The sequence below is a fragment of the Serratia sp. D1N4 genome (assembly GCF_054552755.1).
The window spans coordinates 233,401-257,282 of the sequence record NZ_CM137274.1 but is presented as its reverse complement, the minus strand read 5'-3'; the positions used below and the strand labels follow the sequence as shown (position 1 = coordinate 257,282).

Below are 23,882 nucleotides of genomic sequence, written 5' to 3'. Positions count from 1 at the left end.
AAGCTAAAGGCAAAAAAAAACACTTGCCATAAAGGCAAGTGCATAAGAAGCAATCAGGTCTAGAACAACAGGGGTGGTGCCTCACTCAACGTTATGCCCGGAGTGTGATGAAGCAGTTGCTTTCATCGTTCTGGTGGACAATAGGCACCCTAAAATTGGCTCTGCATCATTCCTGGGTTTATGAAGCCAGAGGCGAACATAAGAGATGGAATGAGCATCTACGAGATAGATATTGCACTTCGCGTGCCAACTTACACGGAATCATAAAAAACAAACTATCCAATTGAATTTAAAGGATTTTAATTTTACGCATTGATCACCTCATTCCCACCTGTCCATTGGGTATTTTTACTCTCGCGCCAATCTGTCGCCTTAACACGACGCCATAAAGAAAATTGGTTTTTATTCATTAAAATCAATAAATTAAACGTCTCAAACTGACGACAACGATAGGTGCCGTTGTCGTCGAAAAACAACATGGCGAGAAACAACGTCGTAATAGAGGGAAAACAAAAAGCGAAGTAGTGGCCAAAGGACGAAAATATAATCGCAGAAAGCAAAAAGCCCGTTCATTGCTGAACGGGCTTTTCTGAAATTGCTCGGCGAGAGAGGATGACTCACATCTTCGATGCGAGCCCTGCGGGCCGTTGCTAAAGCAACGTTGTCTCGCTTCGCTCGGCTCAAACCTCCTTCGGAGGTGCTCATCCTCTTAAACTTCAGGCGTAAAAAAACCTGCTTATAAAGCAGGTTTCTTAAAATTGGTCGGCGAGAGAGGATTCGAACCTCCGACCCACTGGTCCCAAACCAGTTGCGCTACCAAGCTGCGCTACTCGCCGATTTCTTGTTGCTGATACTACTGAATCTTCAAGCTTATGTCTATGTAAATATTAAAACTTATCAGACATTTTGTGTGGTGCGAAGAGAGGGACTTGAACCCTCACGTCCGTAAGAACACTAACACCTGAAGCTAGCGCGTCTACCAATTCCGCCACCTTCGCACGGTCACAAAACAGCTTTTAACTCTTTACTTTACCCTAGGTAAAGTGGGGTGGCTAATGGGGCTCGAACCCACGACAACTGGAATCACAATCCAGGGCTCTACCAACTGAGCTATAGCCACCATTACTTCATCACTACTATTTCACGCGGTAATCATACCACCGCAGCTCCTGCGCACAAACTTAATGGCGCGCCCGACAGGATTCGAACCTGAGACCTCTGCCTCCGGAGGGCAGCGCTCTATCCAGCTGAGCTACGGGCGCGTAGCGCCGTTGCGGGTGGGGATACTACGGTTTTAAACCAATCCTGTCTAGTGCTTTTTCGCAGAAATGTTGTGTTTGATTACGCTTTGCTCACTCCTGCGCAGGAAAGGGGCCTCTGTCACCCCTTTCCAACGGTTAACGCCGACTTTTCATACGTTTTTCAGGCTGATGCCATGTTTTGCCTCTTGGCAAAAGCACTGAAGATTACATCTTGCCGGTATAGTAGTAGCCAACGAATTTGAGCAACTTGAGCTGACGGCCAATACGACTCGGCTGGCTGAGCAAGCGATAGAGCCACTCTAAACCGAGATTCTGCCAAATCTTGGGCGCACGCTTCACGTGGCCGGTAAACACGTCATAGGTGCCGCCTACGCCCATATATAGCGCTTGTGGATGCACTTTGCGGCAATCCCGCATAAATATTTCCTGCTTTGGCGATCCCATGGCTACCGTCACGATCGCGGCCCCGCTGGAACGAATGCGTTCAAACAACGCTTCACGCTGTTCAGGTGTGAAGTAGCCATCCTGGCTGCCCACCAGGTTCACATTCCACTGACTACGCAGTTTCTGCTCGGTCTCTGCCAGTACCGTAGGCTTGCCACCGATCAGAAACACCGGTGTGCCTTCCTGCCCGGCGCGTTGCATCAGGGCTTCCCACAGATCGGCCCCTGCCACGCGGGAAACCTCTGCGCCAGGATATTTACGGCGGATCGAACGCACCATGCTGATGCCATCGGCATACTTATACTCCGCCTCATCCAGTAAGGCATGCAGCGCAGGATCGGTTTCCGCCTTAAGGATTTTTTCCGCGTTCATCGCGACCAGCGTGCCTTGTTTTACCCGGCCACCGTCAAACAGAAAATCCATGCACTGCGCCATGTCACGGAATCCCCACAGGCTGAAGCCACGTAACACATACTTGGGAACCGAAATGTTTGCTTCCATTGTTATTACCTTTACAGAAGGCTGCCAGCAGAGGGCACCATTGTGCGTTTACGTATTATCCGTGCCTTGATCAGCCCAGCGATATCAAACAGCCAGTACAGCAATTTGGCCAGAATCAGGCAGACACCAAAAATGATGCAGAAGAACACGACGCGTGAAACGAAGGAATCCACCCCTTCACGCGCCAATACGATGATATTAAACACCGCACCAAAGCAAAAACCCTGCAAAATTGCCGCTTTAAAGCGGTTCTGCTCGCTTTTGCCCATTTCATACAGCCAGTCAAACCACTTGATGATCAAACCCACCACGATGGCACCCAGTGGGATAAATAGCACCCCGCCCATCACCACCAGCGAGCCAATCAGCGTGGGGGAGATCGCCAGGCCGGAATGGTTATCCAACACTTCCCAAGTAAAGTAGTTGGCGGTATTCAGCACCAGATCGGGCCGCCCCGGCCATAGCCAGGTAGGGATAAACACATAGAAATCACGCACGATCGGTGCCAGCCCCTGGAAATCGATCTTGTCGTAATTCTGCAGCAATAACCCCAGATTTTCCCACGGCGAGAAAGTATCGCGCGTCAGATACAGGAAAGTGTAGAACGCTTCAGGGCCGCTGACATCCAGGCTGTAGCGTTTCAACGCCAGCCAGAACATGCCGACAATACCGAACACCCCAGCGGCCACCAGCATCCACAGGGAAATCCAGCCACGCACAATGCCAATAAACAGGAACAGCGAGAAAGCGATGATGATGTTGGCACGGGTACCGCCCACGATCACATAGGTCAAGATCCCAAAGGCCACCGTCGCTGCCAGGAAGAAGAACCAGGCGCGCACATCCTGCTTGAGAAAATAAACCACCAGCATCGCCGGGATAAAGAAGTAGAAGAAGCGCTTGAGCGCCACTCCTGACACATCGCTGGAGAAGATCTGGCTGTAGGAGTTCAGTTTGAACAGCAGGAAACCGTTCTGCATAAAGAAAATGCCAACAGTACCAATGGCCACCAGCGCCAGCAACATCCAGGTGAGGTGGGTTTCCACCCGGTTCATGGTAAATATCGGCTTATGCTGTTGGCTGCTGCGCTTGCGCAACCGGGTTTTATAGCTGACGTAATAGATCGCGTAGAAACAGGTCGCAGAAAGAATGGCGTACAGCAGGAATTCGACAGGCACCACCTGAACATCAAACTGGAATACCAGCAGACAAGTCAGCGGGAAACCAAAGTAAAACGTCAACAGATAGAGTAGGGAAAAGAACACGTTAAAATTAAAACGAACGCGTCGGAACTCCTGATAGGTCAGCGTCAGCACAAACAGTGCCCCAATCAGATAGACGACAAACAACCCGCCAAATTGAGCCAGCGTCATGGGTTTTCTCCCGCCACTTGCGCCAATGCCTGCTGCCAGCCATCAACGTAGTTCGGATTAAAGAAGGCTATCGAATGCTTGTCCACCAACGCCAACTGACGCTGTGACTCGCGGACGATCGCTTCATCCAGCGAATCGCCATAAAACAGTACCGGCAGATGCTGCTCCGCCAAATCCTGCCAGAACGGGTTTTTACGGCTGAGCACAAACGGCACGCCAAATTGTATCAACAGACACAGGGTGCCAATGCCCTGCTGCCGATCAAAGATAAAGTAGCCAAGGTCGCATGCGCGCAAAATATTCAGGTAATCATCGAACGCCACTTGTTGTGTCAACAGTTGCAGATTCTTTTCGCTGAACAACGCCAACCCGGCGGCACGCACCTGCTCAATATAAGCCTCGTTATTGGCAGGATAGCCCATCGGCACAATCACCCGTACATCGCTACCAAACTGCTGGTGAATCGCCTTCAGCGCCTCTATATGGCGGTTAGTGCGATCACCTGAGTTCCCCAGCAGAATGGTCAACGGCCCAGCGCTGTTTTTCTGCACCTCGATGCCGGTGAGTTGAGGATCCATACGCGTCGGGAAGTACAGCAATGAAGCCGGAACGCGCGCATGGCGCTGCTGATAGTGGATCAGATCGCCACGCGTAGCAAACACATGGCTGACCCGCCCCTGCGCAATGCGGCGCAGGATGTAGAACAGCCGGAATTTCCAACTGGTGGCATTCTCGTAAAGATCGGCACCCCAGATGTGCCAACTCACCTGATGCGCTTTGATTTTACCGCTCAGCAACGCCAGCCACAGCGCCGCATTAAACTGGCCGTGCAGGAAAAAGCGAGTCTGGCGGTCGGCCTGAGCGCGAGCGATCACCGCCTCCGCCAGGCTTTTCTTGCCTGGAAAGGTTTCCACCTTCAGTGAAGGAAACGAGCCCAACGCCGCAGCATCCTTGGCGGCCACCATAAAATGGCCAACCTGTTCAGAGGGCAAGCGCTCAGCCAGCACGTCATTAAAGAAGCGCAGCACCGTATGATTATGATGCGGGATATCAGATCCCAGTACGTGAATCAGTGTGATCATACTCGTCTACGATAGAGGATAAATACGCAGCTACAGAGCGCGAAATACACGATGTAGGTTGCCATATAGGCCTGTGCCGCACCCAACGCTCCATGCTGCGGGATAAGCCAGTGCGAGAACAGCGTCAGCAAGGCAAACTGGCTGACTTCCGTCAGAATATAAAAACGCAGAGATGCTTTGGCGATCACCAGATAGCCGAAAACGTAAGAGCCGACTTTCAGCACATCACCGACCAGTTGCCAGGCAAACAGATCGCGCATCGCGACAAACTTTTCGGAGAACAGCAGCCAGATCGCAAAATCACGCAGCAACCATACGGCCAAGCTGGCGGTGGCCACCGCAGGTAATACAAATTTCAGCGACCGCACGATTTCTTGCGCAATGGCGCTTTTTTCCTTCAGGCGCGATAGCGTTGGCAGCAGGTAAACGGTGAACGATGCGGTAATAAACTGCAGATAAGCATCGGAGATACTGCTTACCCCTTGCCAGATACCCACTTCGTCCCAGCTGTAATGCGCTGCCAGCAGGTTACGCATCATCACATAGGCGACCGGCAGAGTCACAGAGGTGATCAGAGCCATGATGGTGAACTTGCCAAGATGGCTAGCCAGCGCCTTATCCCACGCCAGCGCCAGATAGCGCAACGGCAGCATCTTACGCCGCCACAGCAGGAAACCGGCAGGCAGCACCACCAGCGCAGGGACCAGAGCCAAACCGGCCAACGCACCTTCATAGCCGCCCAGCTTAAAGCACAAGGTAAAGGCCACCACGCCGATCAGGCTACCAGCGATCACCGCTACCGCGTTGCCCATGGCATCGCGGTAACCTTTCAGAATGGCCAAAAACAGGTTGGCGTAAGCAATACCCATTTGGATAAACGCTAATGCTCGTACTACGTTCACATAGTCGGCATGGCCGAACAGCCCACGGCTAATCGGCTCGGCGGCAAACAGGAATACCAGCGCCAATAGGGTCGAAAAACCCAGCACAATGCTGGAGGCGGTACCCACCGCCATACGCAGCCGCTGTGGATCCTGGTGATATTCCGCCACATATTTGGTGATGCCGTTAAAAATCCCGGCACCGGACAGCACGCCCAGCACGGTAATCAACTGGCGGAAATTACCCGCTTGCCCGACACCGCTGGGGCCAAAAGCCACCGCCAGCATTTTGACTACTAACAGCCCCACGCCAATTTTTATCAGCGTGGAACCGGCGGTCCAAATCGATGCTTTTGCCAGCGACATATCAGGCCAGGAAGCTCAGGATAGTCGTGATCACCGTACGCTGATTGACATCGGACATGTTATAGAACAGCGGCAGGCGCACCAGACGCTCACTTTCCTTGCTGGTGAAACGGTCTTCACCAGCAAAACGGCCAAACTTCTCACCCGCCGGACAGGCGTGCAGTGGGATGTAATGGAATACCGTCATGATCTCGGCTTCCTTCAGGTAATCGATAAACGCCGTGCGATCCTTAACGTCCTTGAGTTTGACGTAGAACATATGAGCGTTGTGTACACAACCCTCAGGGATCACCGGTAAATCGATACGGCCCGCATCCGCCAGCGGCTTGAACGCATCGTAATAGTTCTGCCACAGTTTCAGGCGACGCTGGTTAATCTCTTCTGCGGCTTCCAATTGCGCCCACAGATAAGCCGCCTGCAGATCAGACATCAGATAGCTGGAGCCAATATCGCGCCAGGTGTATTTATCAACCTGACCGCGGAAGAATTGGCTGCGGTTGGTGCCCTTCTCGCGAATCACTTCCGCACGATCGATCAGCGACGGATCGTTAATCAGCGTTGCGCCGCCCTCACCGCCAGCGGTGTAGTTTTTGGTTTCATGGAAACTGAAGCAACCGATGTGGCCGATAGTCCCCAACGCTTTGCCTTTGTAAGTCGACATCACGCCCTGCGCGGCATCTTCAACCACGAACAGGTTGTGTTTCTTTGCCAGCGCCATGATGGTGTCCATCTCGCAGGCCACGCCGGCATAGTGCACTGGCACGATAGCGCGGGTTTTCTCGGTAATCGCGGCTTCGATTTTGGTTTCATCGATATTCATGGTGTCTGGACGCACGTCGACAAACACCACCACCGCACCACGCAGCACAAAGGCGTTCGCAGTAGAAACGAAGGTGAAGCTCGGCATGATCACTTCATCACCCGGCTGGATATCCAGCAGGATGGCGGCCATTTCCAGTGAAGCGGTGCAAGAAGGCGTCAGCAGCACTTTCGGGCTGCCGAAATGCTGCTCCATCCATTGCTGGCAGCGGCGCGTAAAACCGCCGTCACCACAGAGTTTACCGCTGCTCATTGCAGCCTGCATATAATCGAGCTCGGTGCCAACAACCGGTGGTGCGTTAAATGGAATCATGTAAACCTCTGTAGAACCAATACGCGGTGCTTTCTATGATGGCACCGTGCCGTTGATAGAGCCGTAACGCGGCAATATTACTCATCTGGGTCGCAACCCACAGGCGTTGCAGCTCGCGCTGCTGACACCAGGCGATCGCGGCAGCCATCAGCCGTGAACCGGCACCCTTTCCTTGCGCACCTGGGAAAATGGCCAGTAGACCAATTCGGGCTTCTTGCTGGCCGATATCACGCAGGCTGACAAAACCTTCTGGCTGCCCATCGCTTCCCAGCACTAATAAACACTGATGATCGAAGGTCCCCAGTACCGCTTTTTCAATCCAGGTGGCGTAAAATCGCCCGCTGTCCTGCTGCCCATACCAAGGAGCGCGAAAACGACTGGCGGCGAATACGCTGGCCGCTGCCGCCCGCAATACCGGGATATCATCAGGAATAGCCGTGCGCACCGCCGATAATGAAGCATTTTCCGTGCCAACCACCAGTGCTAAATCGACTTCACCTTCTACCAGCTGAAAACCATGCTCAGTCAATGCATCGGCTAAATCGAGGCGTTGTGCTGGTATTTTGGCCTGCACCAGCGCAAAAGCATCTAATTCCGCATCACTGAGCCGTGGTGCTGCATCGTCAAAATGCAGCTTGGCGCTGGAAATATGGAAAAATTCGCTTTCCCAGCCCAAAGGCTCAATATTGGCGCGGGCGGACATGCAGTAAATCCAGTAAGTATTTGCCGTAGCCGGTTTTAGCCAGCGCCAGAGCTGCACGTCTTACGCCTTCATCGTCCAGCCAACCGTTACGCCAGGCGATTTCCTCCAAACAGGCAATCTTGAACCCTTGGCGTTTTTCCACCGTCTGCACAAAGGTACTGGCCTCAATCAGGCTGTCGTGAGTACCGGTATCAAGCCAGGCAAAGCCACGGCCCAACAGCTCAACGCTCAATTCACCGCGCTCCAGATACATCTGGTTGATGCTGGTGATTTCCAGCTCACCACGTGGCGATGGTTTCACCTGTTTGGCAAAATCCACTACCTGGTTGTCGTAGAAATAGAGCCCCGTAACCGCCCAATTGGACTTCGGCTTGGCTGGCTTTTCTTCAATCGACAGCGCGCGGAAGTTATCGTCGAATTCCACAACGCCGAAACGTTCTGGATCCATTACCTGATAACCGAATACTGTCGCGCCCTGCAAACCAGCTACTACATTTTTCAGTTTCGGGCTAAAGCTCTGACCGAAATAGATATTATCTCCCAGCACCAGGCAGGTCGGCTCACCGGCAATAAATTCTTCACCGATCAGAAATGCCTGCGCCAGGCCGTCTGGACTCGGCTGTTCTGCATAGCTGAGATTGATCCCAAACTCTTCACCGCTGCCGAGCAAACGGCGGAACGATGGCAGATCTTCCGGCGTAGAGATAATCAAAACGTCGCGGATCCCGGCCAACATCAGCACCGAGAGCGGGTAGTAGATCATCGGCTTATCATAGATAGGGAGCAGTTGCTTAGAAACACCACGAGTAATCGGGTGCAAACGCGTCCCTGAACCACCGGCAAGAATAATGCCTTTCATAATAACTCCTGAACTTACAGTAACAACGCGGTGCCAATTCAACACCGCGCGTTCATCTAGAGGGTATTAACTTAACCCTAAACGTTCACCCGCATAGGAACCATCTTGGACACGGCGCCACCAGGTTTCATTGTTCAGGTACCAGGAAACCGTTTTGCGGATGCCGCTTTCAAAGGTTTCCTGCGGGAGCCAGCCCAGTTCACGCTCGATTTTCCCCGCATCGATGGCATAACGCATATCGTGACCAGGGCGATCTTTAACATAGGTAATCAGATCGCGATAGTTCGCTACACCCTGCGGCTTGTTCGGTGCCAGTTCTTCCAGCAGGTCGCAAATGGTATGCACCACTTCAATATTCTTGCGCTCGTTGTGCCCACCGATGTTATAGGTTTCACCTACCACACCTTCGGTCACCACCTGATACAGCGCGCGTGCATGATCTTCCACATACAACCAGTCACGCACCTGTGCACCATTGCCATAAACCGGTAACGGTTTGCCGGAAATAGCGTTCAGGATCACCAATGGGATCAGTTTCTCTGGGAAGTGATAAGGGCCGTAATTGTTGGAGCAGTTGGTCACCACGGTTGGGAACCCGTAGGTGCGCAACCAGGCACGCACCAGATGATCGCTCGATGCCTTGGAGGCTGAATACGGGCTGCTGGGTGCGTAAGGCGTAGTCTCGGTAAACAGATCATCGGTACCGTGCAGATCGCCGTACACTTCATCGGTAGAGATGTGGTGGAAGCGGAAGCCCTGCTTTTGATCTTCTGCCAGTGCCTGCCAGTAATGGCGAGCCGCTTCCAGCATGGTGTAGGTCCCCACCACGTTGGTTTCAATAAACGCCGCCGGGCCATCAATGGAACGGTCAACGTGGCTTTCTGCCGCCAGATGCATCACAAAGTCGGGCTGATACTGGGCAAATACCCGATCCAGCGCGGCGCGATCGCAGATATCAACCTGTTCGAAAGCATAACGCTCGTTATCAGCCACCCCAGCCAACGACTCCAGATTGCCCGCATAGGTAAGCTTATCCACCACCACTACGCTATCGGCAGTGCTGCTGATGATGTGTCTTACCACGGCTGAACCGATAAAACCGGCACCGCCGGTAACTAAAATACGTTTCAACGCCAAACTCCTTTGGTGTCAACAATCCAGGATTGTTTAATTTCTTCCGGCTTAATCGCCTTGAACTCTTTATGATCGACCAGCATCACGATCACGTCAGCCTGTTGCAGCGCACTGGCAACATCTTTCAACGTCACGTGGCCAGCCAAAGACTTTGGCAATTGCTCAACGTTCGGTTCCACCGCCAGAGTTTCACCTACGTGCCAGTCCGCAATCAGGTGTGCCACTTCTACCGCCGGGCTTTCACGCAGATCGTCAATATTGGGCTTGAACGCCAGGCCAAAGCAGGCAATTTTCACCTCGGAAGCACGCTTGTTGGTTGCTGCGAGACAGTCGGCCACCGCCGCTTTAACGCGTTCAACCACCCATAGCGGTTTACCATCGTTAACCAGACGCGCGGTGTGGATCAGGCGTGCCTGCTGCGGGTTTTGCGCCACGATGAACCATGGGTCAACGGCGATACAGTGCCCACCAACGCCAGGGCCCGGCTGCAAGATGTTGACGCGCGGATGGCGATTAGCCAGGCGGATCAGTTCCCACACATTGATTCCTTGATCGGCACAAATCAGCGACAGCTCGTTAGCAAACGCGATGTTGACATCACGGAAGCTGTTTTCCGTCAATTTGCACATCTCAGCGGTGCGCGAGTTGGTGATAACGCATTCACCTTCAAGGAAAATCTTATACAGCTCGCTGGCGCGCGCGGAACATTTAGGCGTCATACCACCGATAACACGGTCGTTCTGGATCAGTTCAACCATCACCTGGCCCGGCAATACGCGCTCAGGGCAATAGGCGATATTGACATCAGCCTGCTCACCAGCATCCTGTGGGAAGCTGAGATCGCTGCGCGCTTCGGCCAACCACTGCGCCATTTGTTCAGTCGCGCCCACCGGTGAGGTAGACTCCAGAATCACCAGATCGCCTTTTTTCAGCACCGGTGCCAATGACTTGGCCGCCGCTTCAACATAGGCCAGATCGGGCTCATGATCCCCTTTGAACGGGGTGGGTACCGCAATCAGGAAAGCGTCTGCCGCCAGCGGTTTGGTCACTGCCTGCAGGAATCCCCCGTCAACCGCTTCCTTCACCACTCGGTCCAGATCGGGTTCCACAATATGAATCGCACCACGATTGATGGTGTCTACCGCATGCTGATTAACATCTACACCAACCACTTTTTTCTTGCGGGAAGCAAACGCCGCCGCCGTTGGCAGACCGATGTAACCCAGGCCAATAACTGAAATAGTGTTAAAACTCATAGTATCACCTGATGATTCTTTAAAGCTTCGAGGATACGCTGGCAGGCATGCCCGTCACCGTAGGGGTTATGCGCCCGGCTCATGGCGTGATATTCGTTTTCATCCGTCAACAACCGAGTCACTTCATCGACAATTCTTGTCACATCCGTCCCCACCAAACGCACCGTTCCGGCATCGACGGCTTCCGGCCGCTCGGTGGTATCACGCATCACTAACACCGGTTTACCCAGCGACGGTGCCTCTTCCTGAATGCCGCCAGAGTCGGTCAGAATCATATAAGAGTGGGTCATCAGATAAACGAATGGCAGGTAATCCTGCGGATCGATCAGCACAATGTTGTCGATGCCTTTCAGGATTCGATTGACCGGCTCGCTGACATTAGGATTAAGGTGTACAGGGTAAACCACCTGAACTTCTGGATGCTGGCGGGCAATTTCTGCCAGAGCGCTGCATATGCGCTCGAATCCACCGCCGAAGCTTTCACGACGGTGGCCGGTCACCAGGATCAACTTCTTGTTGGCATCCAGGAAGGGATAACGCTGATCAAGACTATTACGTAATACTTCGTCACCCAGGACACGATCGCGAACCCATAGCAACGCATCAATCACCGTATTGCCCGTGACAAAAATATGGTCATCACGCAGCGATTCCCGCAGCAGATTCGAGCGTGAATTTTCGGTCGGCGCAAAATGGTACATCGCCAGATGGCCAGTCAGCTTACGATTTGCCTCTTCAGGCCATGGAGAATAGAGATCACCGGTACGCAGACCGGCCTCCACATGCCCAACAGGAATACGCTGATAAAACGCCGCCAGGCTGGTCGCCATGGTGGTAGTGGTATCACCGTGAACCAGCACCACATCGGGTTTGAAATCTTCCAGAACACCTTTCAACCCTTCCAGAATGCGGCAGGTGATTTCACTCAGCCCCTGACCAGGTTTCATGATATTCAGGTCGTAGTCCGGTACTATTTCAAACAGACGCAATACCTGATCCAACATCTCACGATGCTGTGCCGTAACGCAGACTCTTGATTCAAAGGCTGCATCCTGAGCCAGAGCATGTACCAAGGGAGCCATTTTGATGGCTTCCGGCCTGGTGCCAAAAACAGTCAACACTTTCACAGCGAATCTCTTTTGGTCGGTGAACCGCAGGCGAACCTGCAAACTGGGTGCTAAAGCACCCATCAGCGAAATAATGGTCTTTTTTAATTACGTGGCCGGCGCGCCAAAGCAACACCAGCGCCAACCAGGGCACCGATTGCACCCCACATAATCAGCCAAAATACGCGGCGCGGGCTATCACGTTTTACGGGTTCTTCCGGCGTGCGCAGATAGCGATAAGTCTGGAACTTGGCATCCAGCGTCGGGCCAACGTTCAACGTTGCCAGCATGGCGCGGTTCTGATCGTAATCCAGATCGTACGTTGGACCAGAAGCCTGAAGCCCTTCCAGACGAGCCTGAAGCATCGGCTTGCCCAACAGGAACAAATCGGAGTCCGGTAATTGTTCCGCAGGTGTATCGGTCTGGCTGCGGCTAATTCCCTGCTGCTCAGCAATTTTCAATGCCTGCTGAACGGTTTTTAACTCACGCTGGTAAACCGCATCCGCGACCGCTTCCTGACGTTTGACCTGCGCGTTCATCGACGTGGTACGCGCCGCCCAGGCACCCTGAATTTCTTCATTCAGATGCTGTGCGGCCCGATGGCTGGCAAACGCCACATACTGACGCAGCAAGCGGTTGGAATCCGGCGCTGTTTCTGCCGTCAGCTTCACGCCGTCGTTAAGCACTTTCTTGTCATCACGCGGGGTAAACAGAATATTGTTAATCAGATCGTCGAGCAATGCCGCATCAGCACGCGCATCCCCTTCCTGGCGCTGTTTGTAGTAGTCACTTTGCAGCCAGAAATCACGGCGCGTGTCATAGGCCGCCAACTGCATGATGAATTCATTATAGGCTTCATCGGCAATCCCTGGTCTATCGCCCGCCACTGCTGGCACGGTGCGCATATCGAGGTTACGCAGGAACTGCTGTTGCGAATAATATCCCCCCAACGCGTTAACCGTTGGCTTGTCGGTGATCGCCGTCGCGCTCCATTCCTGTTTGACCAGATAGGAGACGATCAGTGCGATAACGGCAAACAGCACCGCAAAACCGATAATCCATTTTTTACCGCGCCACAGCGCACAGCACAAACCGCGGATATCGAGTTCATTATCGACCACCGGGGTATTTTTTTCAGACGTTGTTTCTGGAGTCATCTCTGCCCAAAAGCCTCAGGTTAAGGTACTTGCTTATTGTTCGTTGCATGTCGAATACGGCGTTTCATTCGTTTGATATAACGCGCGACACGCCATGCACGTTTGATGCAATAGCCATAGAAGAAAAAAGCAAGCAAGAATAGTGCCAACATTACCCATTCAGGGATGAAAGTCAGACGTTCGCCAAGCACGCCAATCGCCGCCAGAATCGCAGCGGCCAGCGTAATCAGAACAAAAGCCTGACGCGGCGTAAAGCCTGCTCGCATAATCAGATGATGGATGTGCTGACGATCGGGAGAGAACGGACTCATGCCCTTACGCAGACGACGATACATGATCGCTATCATATCCATCAACGGAATAGCAATAATCCACAGCGCAGTAACCGGTTTGATAGGATGACTCGGCCCTTGGGAACTTTGCAGCAGTACCCAAATAGCCGTAAAACCAATCAGCGTACTGCCAGCATCCCCCATAAATACCTTGTACCGTCGGCCCAGTATGCCGAGGTTAAGCAGAATGTAGGGGACGATAGCGGCCAGCATGGCAAAGCACCAGAAAGCGAGCGCAGTGTTACCACTCATATATAACAGTGCTCCTAGCGCGCCAAACGACACGCAGGAGAGCCCCCCCAGCAACCCGTCAATACCATCGACCATGTTGAACGCATTGATAGCCGCCCAGACAGCAAACAGGGTAACCAGATAGCCAAACGGCCCCAACAGCATTTCCCAACCACCGAACACATAGCCAAAGCTGCGCAGGTAGAGGCCAGCAAACACCATCATGGCTATGCCAACCAAAGCCTGAACTGTGGCACGTATTTTAACGCTGATATCAAAACGATCGTCCAAAGCACCGACAAACACCAATACTCCCGCACAAGCGAGATAAAGTTTACCGTGGGCAATCGTTTGGTCAGAAATCAGGAAAGCAAAGCAGAGACCTGCGTAAACAGAAATGCCGCCAACAAGCGGGATCAAGCCCTGATGACGTTTGCGATAATTAGGTTTATCAACCAAACCTATCCGTTTTGCTACCTTGCGGGCAACAAATAAAAAAGCCAGAGAGAACAGGAAAACAAAAAGAATTTCAGTACTCATAGTGAGTAAGTTCACAGTTAACAAATCTCTGAAGAAGATGAGGCAGCTTAACATGGGTAAAAAAACGCACCATATGCAAAGCGACCTTTCAGTCATTTCTTATGACAACAGGCATATACATTCATCCATGCCCAAGTCATTTCTTACTTCAACGTATTAACGTCAAAAACAGGTGTAAATAAGATAAATTCTCAGTAAGCCGTAAGAAACACTTACGTTCTTTTCACTGCTACTTATCGTATCCGCCAAAAGCGAAAAACGCCACGACTAGGCGTGGCGTTCCTCGAATATTTTTTACTGAATTATGAGCGCTTCATCATGTCGAAGAATTCATCATTGGTTTTGGTCATTGCCAACTTATTAATGAGGAATTCCATCGCGTCGATCTCGCCCATTGGGTGAATAATCTTGCGCAGGATCCACATTTTCTGCAGTTCTTCAGATGTGGTGAGCAACTCTTCTTTACGGGTACCGGAGCGGTTGTAATCGATAGCAGGGAACACACGCTTCTCGGCGATTTTACGCGCCAAGTGCAATTCCATGTTACCGGTACCTTTAAACTCTTCGTAGATAACCTCATCCATTTTGGAACCGGTATCCACCAGCGCGGTAGCGATGATGGTCAGGCTACCGCCTTCCTCAACGTTACGTGCCGCACCGAAGAAACGCTTCGGACGATGCAGGGCGTTAGCATCCACACCACCGGTCAGCACTTTGCCAGAAGCAGGTACCACGGTGTTGTAGGCACGCGCCAGACGGGTGATCGAATCCAGCAGGATGATAACGTCTTTTTTGTGTTCGACCAGGCGTTTGGCCTTCTCGATCACCATTTCTGCAACCTGCACGTGGCGGGAGGCGGGCTCATCGAAGGTAGAAGCGATAACTTCGCCTTTTACCAGACGCTGCATCTCGGTCACTTCTTCCGGACGCTCGTCGATCAGCAACACCATAAGCACGCAGTCTGGATGGTTGTAAGCAATGCTTTGTGCAATATTTTGCAGCAGCATGGTCTTACCAGCTTTCGGCGGTGCCACGATCAGGCCACGTTGACCACGGCCAATCGGGGCGGCCAGATCCAGTACGCGAGCAGTCAGATCTTCTGTTGAACCATTACCGCGTTCCATCCGCAGACGGGAGTTGGCGTGCAGCGGCGTCAGGTTTTCGAACAGGATCTTGTTACGGGCGTTTTCCGGTTTGTCGTAGTTAACTTCGTTGACTTTCAACAGAGCAAAATAACGCTCGCCTTCTTTTGGCGGACGAATCTTACCGGAAATGGTATCACCTGTGCGGAGGTTGAAGCGGCGAATTTGGCTGGGGGAAACGTAGATATCATCAGGACCGGCGAGGTAGGAACTGTCTCCAGAGCGGAGGAAACCAAATCCGTCCTGCAATATCTCCAACACGCCGTCGCCGAAGATATCTTCTCCGCTTTTCGCATGTTGCTTAAGTATTGAGAAGATAATGTCCTGTTTGCGCAGGCGGGCCAGGTTTTCCAGCCCCATATTTTCGCCGAGAGTAATCAGCTCAGAAACCGGCGTATTCTTTAATTCGGTAAGATTCATAGTGGTGGGTTCTTAAACTCGGGGTATGTCTCGAACTAATATCGTGAATGGTATGGCAGCGAGATGCGTGCCTGTTTACTGGACGTTCGATCGCCGAGCCGCTGAGCTGTCACGGTAAGAAATGGCTTACATTGGACGCATGCGTTAACGGTCTAAGATCGAAGGTGCCTTAAAACTGATTTTTGCAAAACCGTTTGATTGTCGAAACACAGGCTGAGTTCATATTCAATGGCGGCGCCGATGGTTCAACATAGAGTAAAGCTTAGATTCAAACTCTTTAGATTTATTACTTAGGGCAAGTTCTATATGCAGTGTGGTTAAACTTAGCACGCTTCTTGGCAGGCGTCTAGCGGTGAATTAAATACCCACATCCAGACGCCCGTCACGGGGCTTCCCGCCCGATTACAGATTCGCGTTCAGGAAATCTTTGAGCTGGCCTTTGGACAATGCGCCCACTTTGGTTGCTGCCACTTCACCGTTCTTGAACAGCAACAGCGTAGGGATACCACGGATGCCATATTTCGGTGCGGTAGCCGGGTTTTGGTCGATATTCAGCTTGGTGATGGTCAGTTTGCCTTCAAACTCTTCGGCAATCTCATCCAGGATCGGAGCAATCATCTTGCACGGACCACACCATTCAGCCCAGAAATCGACCAGGATTGGCCCTTCGGCCTTCAGCACATCGGTATCGAAGCTGTCGTCAGTCAGGTGAATAATTTTATCGCTCATGTTCTACTCCACAGGATTAGGTCTACCTTGTAGGTGTTGGCGTTGTATTCACCAACCCAAGGTGATTTTATTTCACCGCGTTTATTTCAACGGATGTGCTTTCGTAAAGCAATAGTTAGCTGATATTCTACCATACTATGAGCAAAACACACTTGACCGAACAGAAGTTTTCCGACTTCGCCCTGCACCCGTTAGTCCTTGAAGCCCTTGAGAAAAAAGGGTTTCATCATTGCACGCCCATCCAGGCGTTAGCATTGCCGCTCACGCTCTCTGGGCGTGACGTTGCAGGTCAGGCGCAAACCGGTACCGGAAAGACGCTGGCATTTTTAGCGTCTACTTTTCACTATTTGCTGTCCCACCCGGCGAAAGAAGGTCGCCAGACCAACCAGCCGCGCGCCTTGATCATGGCGCCAACGCGTGAACTGGCCGTACAGATCCATTCCGATGCCGAAGCCCTTTCACAGTCCACCGGTTTGAAACTGGGCCTGGCCTATGGCGGCGACGGCTACGACAAACAGCTTAAAGTGCTGGAAAGCGGTGTGGATATCCTGGTCGGGACGACTGGCCGTTTAATCGATTACGCTAAACAGAACTATATCGATCTGGGTGCAATCCAGGTGGTGGTGCTGGATGAAGCTGACCGTATGTACGATCTGGGCTTTATCAAAGACATCCGCTGGCTGTTCCGCCGCATGCCTGCGGTTGATAAGCGCCTGAATATGCTGTTCTCTGCCACGCTGTCCTATCGCGTTCGCGAACTGGCCTTCGAGCAGATGAACAATGCGGAATATGTAGAAGTTGAACCGGAACAGAAAACCGGCCATCGGATCCAGGAAGAACTCTTCTACCCTTCCAACGAAGAAAAAATGCGTCTGCTGCAGACTCTGATCGAGGAAGAGTGGCCAGATCGCTGCATTATTTTCGCTAACACCAAGCACCGCTGTGAAGATATCTGGGGCCACTTGGCTGCCGATGGTCACCGTGTGGGCCTGCTGACCGGCGATGTCGCACAGAAGAAACGCCTGCGGATTCTGGATGACTTCACCAAGGGCAGCCTGGACATTCTGGTCGCCACCGACGTTGCCGCACGCGGCCTACATATCCCACTGGTGACCCACGTTTTCAACTACGATCTGCCTGATGACTGTGAAGACTACGTACACCGTATTGGCCGTACCGGCCGCGCGGGCGAAAGCGGTCACTCCATCAGTCTGGCCTGTGAAGAATACGCGTTGAACCTGCCGGCGATCGAGACCTATACCGGCCACAGCATCCCAGTGAGTAAATACAACAGCGATGCGCTACTGACGGATTTGCCTGCGCCAAAACGCCTAGTGCGCCCACGTGGTAGCAACGGCCCGCGCCGTAACTCAGCGCCACGTCGTGGTGGCAGTGCACCGCGTAACAACCGTAGGCGTCCAGGCTGATATTCCTAATGAATTTCAAGTTGCAACCAGGCGGCGAGAATGTGAATCCCCAAGAGCTTACACCGGTAAGTGTTTGGGGTAGGCCTACAGCGTTGCAACTTGCCAGGCTAAGTGAATAATTATGCTCAGTTCCAACACCCTTTACGCTGCCATCGATCTGGGTTCCAACAGCTTCCATATGTTGGTGGTTCGCGAGGTGGCTGGCAGCATTCAGACTTTGGCCCGCATCAAGCGCAAAGTGCGCCTGGCCGCCGGGCTGGATCAGCATAATCACCTGTCGCATGAGGCTATGCAGCGTGGTTGGCAATGCCTGAAGTTATTTTCAGAGCGTTTGCAGGATATTCCATGCGAACAAATCCGCGTGGTTGCCACCGCAACCCTGCGCCTGGCAAACAATGCGGGTGAGTTTCTGCAAACCGCCGAAGAGATCCTCGGTTGCCCTGTTCAAGTGATCAGCGGCGAAGAAGAAGCCCGCCTGATTTATCACGGCGTCGCGCACACCACCGGTGGTCCAGACCAACGCCTGGTCGTGGATATCGGCGGAGGCAGCACGGAACTGGTCACCGGTACCGGGGCGCAAGCCGCACAGCTTTACAGCCTGTCGATGGGCTGCGTCACCTGGCTGGAGCGTTTTTTCAGCGATCGCAATCTGGGGCAGGAAAACTTTGACGCGGCCGAGCAGGCTGCGCGCGAAATGGTCCGTCCAATTGCGCCACAACTGCGTGAGCATGGTTGGCAGATTTGCGTCGGTGCCTCCGGCACGGTACAAGCGCTGCAAGAGATCATGGTGGCTCAGGGGATGGATGAGCGTATTACGCTGCCTAAACTGCGCCAACTGAAACAGCGAGCCATTCAGTGTGGCAAGCTGGAAGAGCTGGAAATCGAAGGCCTGACGCTGGAACGCGCACTGGTATTCCCAAGTGGCTTGTCGATCCTGTTGGCGATTTTTCAGGAACTGAACATCGAGTGTATGACACTGGCCGGCGGCGCACTGCGTGAAGGGTTGGTGTATGGCATGATGCATTTGCCGGTCGAACAGGATATCCGCAGCCGTACCCTACGCAATCTGCAACGCCGTTATCTGCTGGATACCGAACAGGCGAAACGCGTCAGCCAGCTTGCGACGAATTTTTCTTTGCAGATCGCCAATGAGTGGCAGTTGGATGCACGGTGTCGTGAGCTGCTGCATGCGGCCTGCCTGATCCACGAAATCGGCCTCAGCGTTGATTTCAAACAGGCACCGCAACACGCCGCCTATCTGATCCGTAATCTGGATTTACCCGGCTTTACGCCAGCGCAGAAGAAACTGTTAGCAACCCTGCTGCAAAACCAGAGCAATACCATTGATTTACCGCTGCTGAGCCAGCAAAACGCCGTACTGCCGCGTATGGCGCAGCGTTTATGCCGTATTCTGCGTTTAGCCATTATCTTTGCCAGTCGTCGCAGGGACGATACCCTGCCTGCGGTGCGCCTGCGCGCCAACGATGAAGAGCTGCACGTGATCCTGCCGCCCGGCTGGCTGGAACAGCACCCGCTGCGAGCCGAAACGCTGGAGCAAGAGAGCCATTGGCAGAGCTATGTCCACTGGCCATTGTTCGTGGATGAACAACACTGATGTGATCAGGGCGCTGACAAAGCCAGATATTAGGGAGAGCGTGCCGAAGGGGTCGTAGCGGCGTAAGCCGCCGGAGCGCCCCTCGGTACGCTAGACCCGGGTATCTCGAGCTAGAAGGCGACTTTGTCATCAACCTCAGGGCGCTGACAGCGCCCTCTCTTTTTAATTCCCGCCTTTGGCTTTCGCCAGCATCGCTTTCACACTGGCCAGATGGCTCTGCCCTTTCTCCATCCGCTCTTGCGGGCTGATCACCTTGCGCTCCGTCTCCCAAGCGAGATCATCCTGCGGCAATTCCAGCAGGAAACGGCTCGGTTCAGGGCGCACCAGTTCACCGTATTGGCGGCGTTCGCGGCACAGCGTGAAAATCAGCTCTTTTTGGGCGCGAGTGATCCCTACATAGGCCAAACGCCGCTCCTCGTCGACATTATCCTCATCAATACTGCTCTGATGCGGCAATAACCCCTCTTCCATCCCCACCAGGAACACGTAGGGGAACTCCAATCCTTTAGAAGCATGCAGCGTCATCAACTGCACCTGATCCGACTCTTCATCGCTTTCACCGCGCTCCATCATATCGCGCAGGGTAAAGCGGGTGACCACCTGCGTCAGCGTCATGGCGTCATCCAGTTCGCTGCCTTCCAGCATCTCAGTCATCCAGCCAAACAGCGTGTTGACGTTCTTCATGCGCATTTCAGCCGCTTTCGGGCTGGGTGAAGTCTCAAACAGCCAGCTTTCATAGTCGATACCGTGGATCAGATCGCGCACTGCCGCCACGGGTTCACGCTCCACTAGCTGGGCAATCCCTTCCATCCAGTACGTGAAGCGTTGCAACGACTCCAAACCACGGCCGGTGAGATGCTGACCCAAGCCGAGATCGAAACTGGCGCGAAACAGGCTCTTGTTGCGCTGATTGGCCCATTCACCCAGCTTCTGCAACGTGGCCGAACCGATTTCGCGCCTCGGGGTATTGACGATGCGCAAGAAAGCGCTGTCATCATCCGGGTTGGTCAACACGCGCAGGTAAGCCAACAAATCCTTGATTTCCGGCCGTGAGAAAAACGAGGTTCCGCCAGAAATTTTGTACGGAATACGGTTCTGCATCAGCATTTTTTCAAACAGCCGCGACTGATGGTTACCGCGATAGAGGATCGCATAATCACCGTAATGGGTTTTTTTCACGAAATGGTGAGCGATCAGTTCACCGACCACCCGTTCGGCCTCATGATCTTCATTGTTGGCGGTAATCACCTTCAGTTCTTCGCCATAACCCAGCTCGGAAAACAGCCGTTTTTCAAACACGTGTGGGTTGTTGGCAATCAGAATATTGGCCGCTTTGAGGATACGTTCGCTGGAGCGGTAGTTCTGTTCCAGTTTGATCACCTGCAAGTGGGGGAAATCTTCCTTCAACAGCACCAAATTCTGCGGACGCGCCCCACGCCAGGAGTAAATCGACTGATCGTCATCACCCACCACCGTAAAACGCGCACGGTTGCCGACCAGCAGTTTGACCAGTTCGTATTGGCTGGTGTTGGTGTCCTGATATTCATCCACCAGCAAATAGCGAATACGGTTCTGCCAGCGTTCTCGCACCTCTTCATTGCGTTGCAGCAACAGCGTTGGCAGCAGGATTAAGTCATCAAAATCCAGCACGTTACAGGCTTTCATATGGGCATCGTACAGCCCATAACAGTGAGCAAACAGCTTATCGCGCTCGGAACGTGCTAATCCCATCGCCTGCGGCGGATCTATCAGGTCATTCTTCCAGTTGGAAATGGTAGAAATCAGCTGAGCCACCAGCGTTTTATCGTTTTCTAACCATTTTTCAGTCAGATCTTTCAGCAATGCCAACTGATCCTGATCGTCGAACAGCGAAAAGTTGGACTTCATCCCCAGCGCCACATATTCCCGTTTGATCACCTCCAACCCTAACGTGTGGAAGGTGGAGATCAACAGCCCACGTGCCTCTTTACGCCCCATGGTTTGCGCCACACGCTCTTTCATCTCCCTCGCCGCCTTGTTGGTAAAGGTCACGGCAGCGATGTGCCGCGCCTGATAACCACATTGGTGGATCAGATGAGCGATTTTGTTGGTGATCACACGCGTCTTGCCGGAGCCGGCACCGGCCAGCACCAGGCAGGGCCCGGTCACGAATTCAACGGCTTGTTGTTGGCTGGGATTTAATCGCATGGCGCTTTATTGCTCGATTTTTATGACGTGGGGGAGAGGATTGTAGCAGAAAGCGCCAGCGAGACTTAACAGGTATAATGACAGCAATTTCTGCATGACTGAACGGACAAGATGATGGCAAAAACGGCTTGTGCCCTGCACATACTGGTAGATAACGAAAAGCTGGCCAACGAGTTGCTGGCCAAACTGAAACGAGGTGTCAGCTTCGATACGCTGGCACGCAAATACTCAAGCTGCCCATCAAAGCGTAACGGTGGCTCACTGGGTGAATTCAACAAAGGCACTATGGTGGCGGCCTTTGATAAAGCGGTATTCAGCATTCCGCTGCTGAAACCCTACGGCCCGGTGAAAACCCAGTTTGGCTATCACATCATCAAGGTGCTTTATCGCAATTAAACTCAGGGGCAGCGTTCTGCCCCCTATTTTTATGGTGCGCTGGTTCCCGGTGCGGCGGCATCGGCCGGTTTGGCTTCTTCGCTGACCACGGCCGGTGCTGGCGTCATGATACCGTTGTAGGTTTCCTGCAACTGTTTCATGTTCATCTCCGGCTCACCTTTCGGCTGTATCAGCACCAGCGTTGCGTCCTGCGACAACTGCAACTTCAGCTCTTGATTCAGCGCTTCCAACGTCAGCGACGAAAGAAACGCCTGGCGCAGTTTCTGGTATTGTTCCGGCGCAATATCCACCACCCCGCTCTGCTGCGAACGCAAGCGCTGGCTCATCAGGATATCGGTATCCGTGCGAGCATAGGTGGCAAACAGTTTGCTCAGTTGATCGCTTTTCTGCGCCAACAGCGCATTGAACTCATCTTGTGAGAAGCCGTTTTTGCGCAAATTGGCCAATTCGCGAGCAATAAACGCCAAACCGGTGTTCAGGTTTTCATTTGGCGAGTTCAGATGGATCGCACACTGCGCGCGCTGATACTGCACCCGGCAGTCGAAGCCCAACTGAATATTTTTCTGATCGCTTTTCTGCAGCACCTGCTGGATATGCCAGAACAAGGCTTCGCGTGCGATATCGCTGCGCCAGTAGCGGCTCAGGCTTTGTGAGTCGCGGATCGGATGCCACGGCGAATCCCACATGATCGAAAGCGTATCTTGCTTCACCTGATCGCTCATCAGGTTAACCGGCTGCGGGGGTAATGGCGTCAAGGTCGGCATGGTTGCCGGCGTTTCACGCTTGCCCTTCAACGGCGAAAACGCTTTATTGATCTGCTCACTCAGACTACGGCTGTCGACTTTCCCCACCACGTATAACGTCATAGCGTCCGGGGTATACCACTGCCCATAAAATTTCGTCAGCTCATCAATATTAACCGGCTGCTTTATCGGTTGGCCCGGATCGTGCGCCAGCAACGTTGAGTCTTTCAGGCGATAACGCCACCAGGAATCTTTAGGGTCGGGCGGGAAAGTGCCGATAGGGTCGGCACTGGAATTCATCACCGCCTGCACCGTGTGCTCATCAATCGCCAGCCGGCCGGTAGTATCAGCCAGCCAGTTCAGGGCTTCTTTCAACAGATCGGGGCGGTTATTCGGCAGGCTCAGATTGTACAAAGTGAAATCATAAGAGCTGATGGCAGGCGGCAATGGCCGTTCGCTGTCCACGCTCTGCTGCCACAGCGAACGTAACTGTGGGTCGGTAAAACTCTCGCTGCGCGCGATCGCAATGCGCGGCAACAGATGGGCAAAACCGATCTGCTGGGAAGACTCCATCAGCGATCCGGTATTGACCATCAAACGCAGTTCAACACGATCGCTTGGCCGCTGCGGCGTATCAAGAATCTGCCAGGAAAACCCGTTCTCCAGTTGCCCTTGCTGCCAAGCTGGATCCGGTTGTAGTGCTTCAGCCTGCACGCTGCCGCTGGCCGCAGCCAACAGTAGCCCACCCACTAAAAGATGAATTCTGGTGCCCTGCATGTGAACCCCTACTTAATGACTATCCAATTTTTATATGCAATTACGGGTATTCCGTCCAATGGAATACTAGGCTGCGCCCAAATTCGT

The 23,882-nt window shown here is 53.0% G+C and carries 19 protein-coding genes, 4 tRNA genes and 1 other RNA gene; 3 read left to right on the top strand and 21 right to left on the bottom strand.

All coding sequences use genetic code 11. The features are described from left to right. Nucleotides 1–596: 596 nt before the first annotated feature. From ACX1CU_RS01110 to trxA, 19 genes are all read right to left on the bottom strand, one after another. Nucleotides 597–726: non-coding RNA, RtT sRNA (locus tag ACX1CU_RS01110), on the bottom strand. A 33-nt stretch (nt 727–759) separates the two neighbouring features. Continuing rightward, a tRNA-Pro gene (locus tag ACX1CU_RS01105) sits at nt 760–836 on the bottom strand. A gap of 75 nt (nt 837–911) precedes the next feature. Beyond that, a tRNA-Leu gene (locus ACX1CU_RS01100) sits at nt 912–998 on the bottom strand. A gap of 46 nt (nt 999–1,044) precedes the next feature. Continuing rightward, a tRNA-His gene (locus ACX1CU_RS01095) sits at nt 1,045–1,120 on the bottom strand. A 65-nt stretch (nt 1,121–1,185) separates the two neighbouring features. Further along, nucleotides 1,186–1,262 (bottom strand) — tRNA-Arg (locus tag ACX1CU_RS01090). A 204-nt stretch (nt 1,263–1,466) separates the two neighbouring features. After that, nucleotides 1,467–2,207: a lipopolysaccharide N-acetylmannosaminouronosyltransferase gene (wecG, locus tag ACX1CU_RS01085; protein WP_459400828.1), complete on the bottom strand. Its 741-nt coding sequence runs from the start codon at nt 2,205–2,207 to the stop codon at nt 1,467–1,469. 11 nt (nt 2,208–2,218) lie between these two features. After that, the gene (gene wzyE / locus ACX1CU_RS01080) at nt 2,219–3,580 is read right to left on the bottom strand and encodes an ECA oligosaccharide polymerase (RefSeq protein ID WP_459400827.1); all 1,362 of its coding nucleotides are present in this window, start codon (nt 3,578–3,580) and stop codon (nt 2,219–2,221) included. Next, complete coding sequence (locus ACX1CU_RS01075) at nt 3,577–4,662, bottom strand: TDP-N-acetylfucosamine:lipid II N-acetylfucosaminyltransferase (protein ID WP_459400826.1); 1,086 nt, start codon at nt 4,660–4,662, stop codon at nt 3,577–3,579. The genes wzyE and ACX1CU_RS01075 overlap by 4 nt, the downstream gene beginning before the upstream one ends. Beyond that, nucleotides 4,659–5,909 carry a lipid III flippase WzxE gene (gene wzxE / locus ACX1CU_RS01070; protein ID WP_459400825.1) on the bottom strand — a complete coding sequence of 417 codons (1,251 nt, stop codon included), beginning with the start codon at nt 5,907–5,909 and terminating at the stop codon, nt 4,659–4,661. Before wzxE ends, ACX1CU_RS01075 begins: the two co-directional genes overlap by 4 nt. 1 nt (nt 5,910) lies before the next feature. Beyond that, nucleotides 5,911–7,041, bottom strand: coding sequence for a dTDP-4-amino-4,6-dideoxygalactose transaminase (gene rffA, locus ACX1CU_RS01065; protein ID WP_459400824.1), 1,131 nt, complete (start codon nt 7,039–7,041; stop codon nt 5,911–5,913). Continuing rightward, nucleotides 7,028–7,744, bottom strand: coding sequence for a dTDP-4-amino-4,6-dideoxy-D-galactose acyltransferase (gene rffC / locus ACX1CU_RS01060; RefSeq protein ID WP_459400823.1), 717 nt, complete (start codon nt 7,742–7,744; stop codon nt 7,028–7,030). The genes rffA and rffC overlap by 14 nt, the downstream gene beginning before the upstream one ends. Beyond that, nucleotides 7,722–8,603 carry a glucose-1-phosphate thymidylyltransferase RfbA gene (gene rfbA / locus ACX1CU_RS01055; RefSeq protein WP_459400822.1) on the bottom strand — a complete coding sequence of 294 codons (882 nt, stop codon included), beginning with the start codon at nt 8,601–8,603 and terminating at the stop codon, nt 7,722–7,724. Before rfbA ends, rffC begins: the two co-directional genes overlap by 23 nt. Nucleotides 8,604–8,669: 66 nt before the next feature. Then, nucleotides 8,670–9,734: a dTDP-glucose 4,6-dehydratase gene (gene rffG, locus ACX1CU_RS01050; protein ID WP_459400821.1), complete on the bottom strand. Its 1,065-nt coding sequence runs from the start codon at nt 9,732–9,734 to the stop codon at nt 8,670–8,672. Continuing rightward, nucleotides 9,731–10,993 carry a UDP-N-acetyl-D-mannosamine dehydrogenase gene (wecC, locus tag ACX1CU_RS01045; RefSeq protein WP_459400820.1) on the bottom strand — a complete coding sequence of 421 codons (1,263 nt, stop codon included), beginning with the start codon at nt 10,991–10,993 and terminating at the stop codon, nt 9,731–9,733. The genes rffG and wecC overlap by 4 nt, the downstream gene beginning before the upstream one ends. Then, on the bottom strand, nt 10,990–12,120 hold the full coding sequence (gene wecB, locus ACX1CU_RS01040) for a non-hydrolyzing UDP-N-acetylglucosamine 2-epimerase (RefSeq protein ID WP_459400819.1): 1,131 nt from the start codon (nt 12,118–12,120) through the stop codon (nt 10,990–10,992). The genes wecC and wecB overlap by 4 nt, the downstream gene beginning before the upstream one ends. Before the next feature lie 83 nt (nt 12,121–12,203). Beyond that, entirely contained in the window at nt 12,204–13,256 is a 1,053-nt protein-coding gene (gene wzzE, locus ACX1CU_RS01035) for an ECA polysaccharide chain length modulation protein (RefSeq protein WP_459400818.1), read from the bottom strand. Between the two features lie 20 nt (nt 13,257–13,276). Continuing rightward, complete coding sequence (wecA, locus tag ACX1CU_RS01030) at nt 13,277–14,374, bottom strand: UDP-N-acetylglucosamine--undecaprenyl-phosphate N-acetylglucosaminephosphotransferase (protein WP_459400817.1); 1,098 nt, start codon at nt 14,372–14,374, stop codon at nt 13,277–13,279. 287 nt (nt 14,375–14,661) lie between these two features. Next, on the bottom strand, nt 14,662–15,921 hold the full coding sequence (rho, locus tag ACX1CU_RS01025; RefSeq protein ID WP_021181558.1) for a transcription termination factor Rho: 1,260 nt from the start codon (nt 15,919–15,921) through the stop codon (nt 14,662–14,664). A 402-nt stretch (nt 15,922–16,323) separates the two neighbouring features. Next, a complete protein-coding gene (gene trxA, locus ACX1CU_RS01020; RefSeq protein WP_156293301.1) occupies nt 16,324–16,650 on the bottom strand; it encodes a thioredoxin TrxA in 327 nt (108 codons plus the stop codon). A 137-nt stretch (nt 16,651–16,787) separates the two neighbouring features. Here trxA and rhlB point away from each other — a divergent pair, with 137 nt between their 5' ends. Together rhlB and ppx are read left to right on the top strand one after the other, a co-directional pair. Further along, nucleotides 16,788–18,077, top strand: a complete 1,290-nt coding sequence (rhlB, locus tag ACX1CU_RS01015) for an ATP-dependent RNA helicase RhlB (RefSeq protein WP_459400816.1) — start codon at nt 16,788–16,790, stop codon at nt 18,075–18,077. Between the two features lie 121 nt (nt 18,078–18,198). Beyond that, a complete protein-coding gene (gene ppx, locus ACX1CU_RS01010) occupies nt 18,199–19,692 on the top strand; it encodes an exopolyphosphatase (protein ID WP_459400815.1) in 1,494 nt (497 codons plus the stop codon). Between the two features lie 162 nt (nt 19,693–19,854). On the opposite strand, the gene rep is transcribed toward ppx, so the two are convergent. Beyond that, nucleotides 19,855–21,879 carry a DNA helicase Rep gene (gene rep / locus ACX1CU_RS01005; RefSeq protein ID WP_459400814.1) on the bottom strand — a complete coding sequence of 675 codons (2,025 nt, stop codon included), beginning with the start codon at nt 21,877–21,879 and terminating at the stop codon, nt 19,855–19,857. A gap of 114 nt (nt 21,880–21,993) precedes the next feature. On the opposite strand from rep, the gene ppiC reads away from it, so the two are divergent. Continuing rightward, nucleotides 21,994–22,275, top strand: coding sequence for a peptidylprolyl isomerase PpiC (gene ppiC, locus ACX1CU_RS01000; protein WP_037401326.1), 282 nt, complete (start codon nt 21,994–21,996; stop codon nt 22,273–22,275). A 29-nt stretch (nt 22,276–22,304) separates the two neighbouring features. On the opposite strand, the gene ACX1CU_RS00995 is transcribed toward ppiC, so the two are convergent. Further along, nucleotides 22,305–23,795 carry a M16 family metallopeptidase gene (locus ACX1CU_RS00995; protein ID WP_459400813.1) on the bottom strand — a complete coding sequence of 497 codons (1,491 nt, stop codon included), beginning with the start codon at nt 23,793–23,795 and terminating at the stop codon, nt 22,305–22,307. Nucleotides 23,796–23,882 lie beyond the last annotated feature (87 nt).

Coding starts and splice junctions, on each gene's coding strand:
- wecG (WP_459400828.1), bottom strand. CDS start 2,207: ATGGAAGCAAACATTTCGGTTCCCAAGTATGTGTTACGTGGCTTCAGC.
- wzyE (WP_459400827.1), bottom strand. CDS start 3,580: ATGACGCTGGCTCAATTTGGCGGGTTGTTTGTCGTCTATCTGATTGGG.
- ACX1CU_RS01075 (WP_459400826.1), bottom strand. CDS start 4,662: ATGATCACACTGATTCACGTACTGGGATCTGATATCCCGCATCATAAT.
- wzxE (WP_459400825.1), bottom strand. CDS start 5,909: ATGTCGCTGGCAAAAGCATCGATTTGGACCGCCGGTTCCACGCTGATA.
- rffA (WP_459400824.1), bottom strand. CDS start 7,041: ATGATTCCATTTAACGCACCACCGGTTGTTGGCACCGAGCTCGATTAT.
- rffC (WP_459400823.1), bottom strand. CDS start 7,744: ATGTCCGCCCGCGCCAATATTGAGCCTTTGGGCTGGGAAAGCGAATTT.
- rfbA (WP_459400822.1), bottom strand. CDS start 8,603: ATGAAAGGCATTATTCTTGCCGGTGGTTCAGGGACGCGTTTGCACCCG.
- wecC (WP_459400820.1), bottom strand. CDS start 10,993: ATGAGTTTTAACACTATTTCAGTTATTGGCCTGGGTTACATCGGTCTG.
- wzzE (WP_459400818.1), bottom strand. CDS start 13,256: ATGACTCCAGAAACAACGTCTGAAAAAAATACCCCGGTGGTCGATAAT.
- rho (WP_021181558.1), bottom strand. CDS start 15,921: ATGAATCTTACCGAATTAAAGAATACGCCGGTTTCTGAGCTGATTACT.
- trxA (WP_156293301.1), bottom strand. CDS start 16,650: ATGAGCGATAAAATTATTCACCTGACTGACGACAGCTTCGATACCGAT.
- rhlB (WP_459400816.1), top strand. CDS start 16,788: ATGAGCAAAACACACTTGACCGAACAGAAGTTTTCCGACTTCGCCCTG.
- ppx (WP_459400815.1), top strand. CDS start 18,199: ATGCTCAGTTCCAACACCCTTTACGCTGCCATCGATCTGGGTTCCAAC.
- rep (WP_459400814.1), bottom strand. CDS start 21,879: ATGCGATTAAATCCCAGCCAACAACAAGCCGTTGAATTCGTGACCGGG.
- ppiC (WP_037401326.1), top strand. CDS start 21,994: ATGGCAAAAACGGCTTGTGCCCTGCACATACTGGTAGATAACGAAAAG.
- ACX1CU_RS00995 (WP_459400813.1), bottom strand. CDS start 23,795: ATGCAGGGCACCAGAATTCATCTTTTAGTGGGTGGGCTACTGTTGGCT.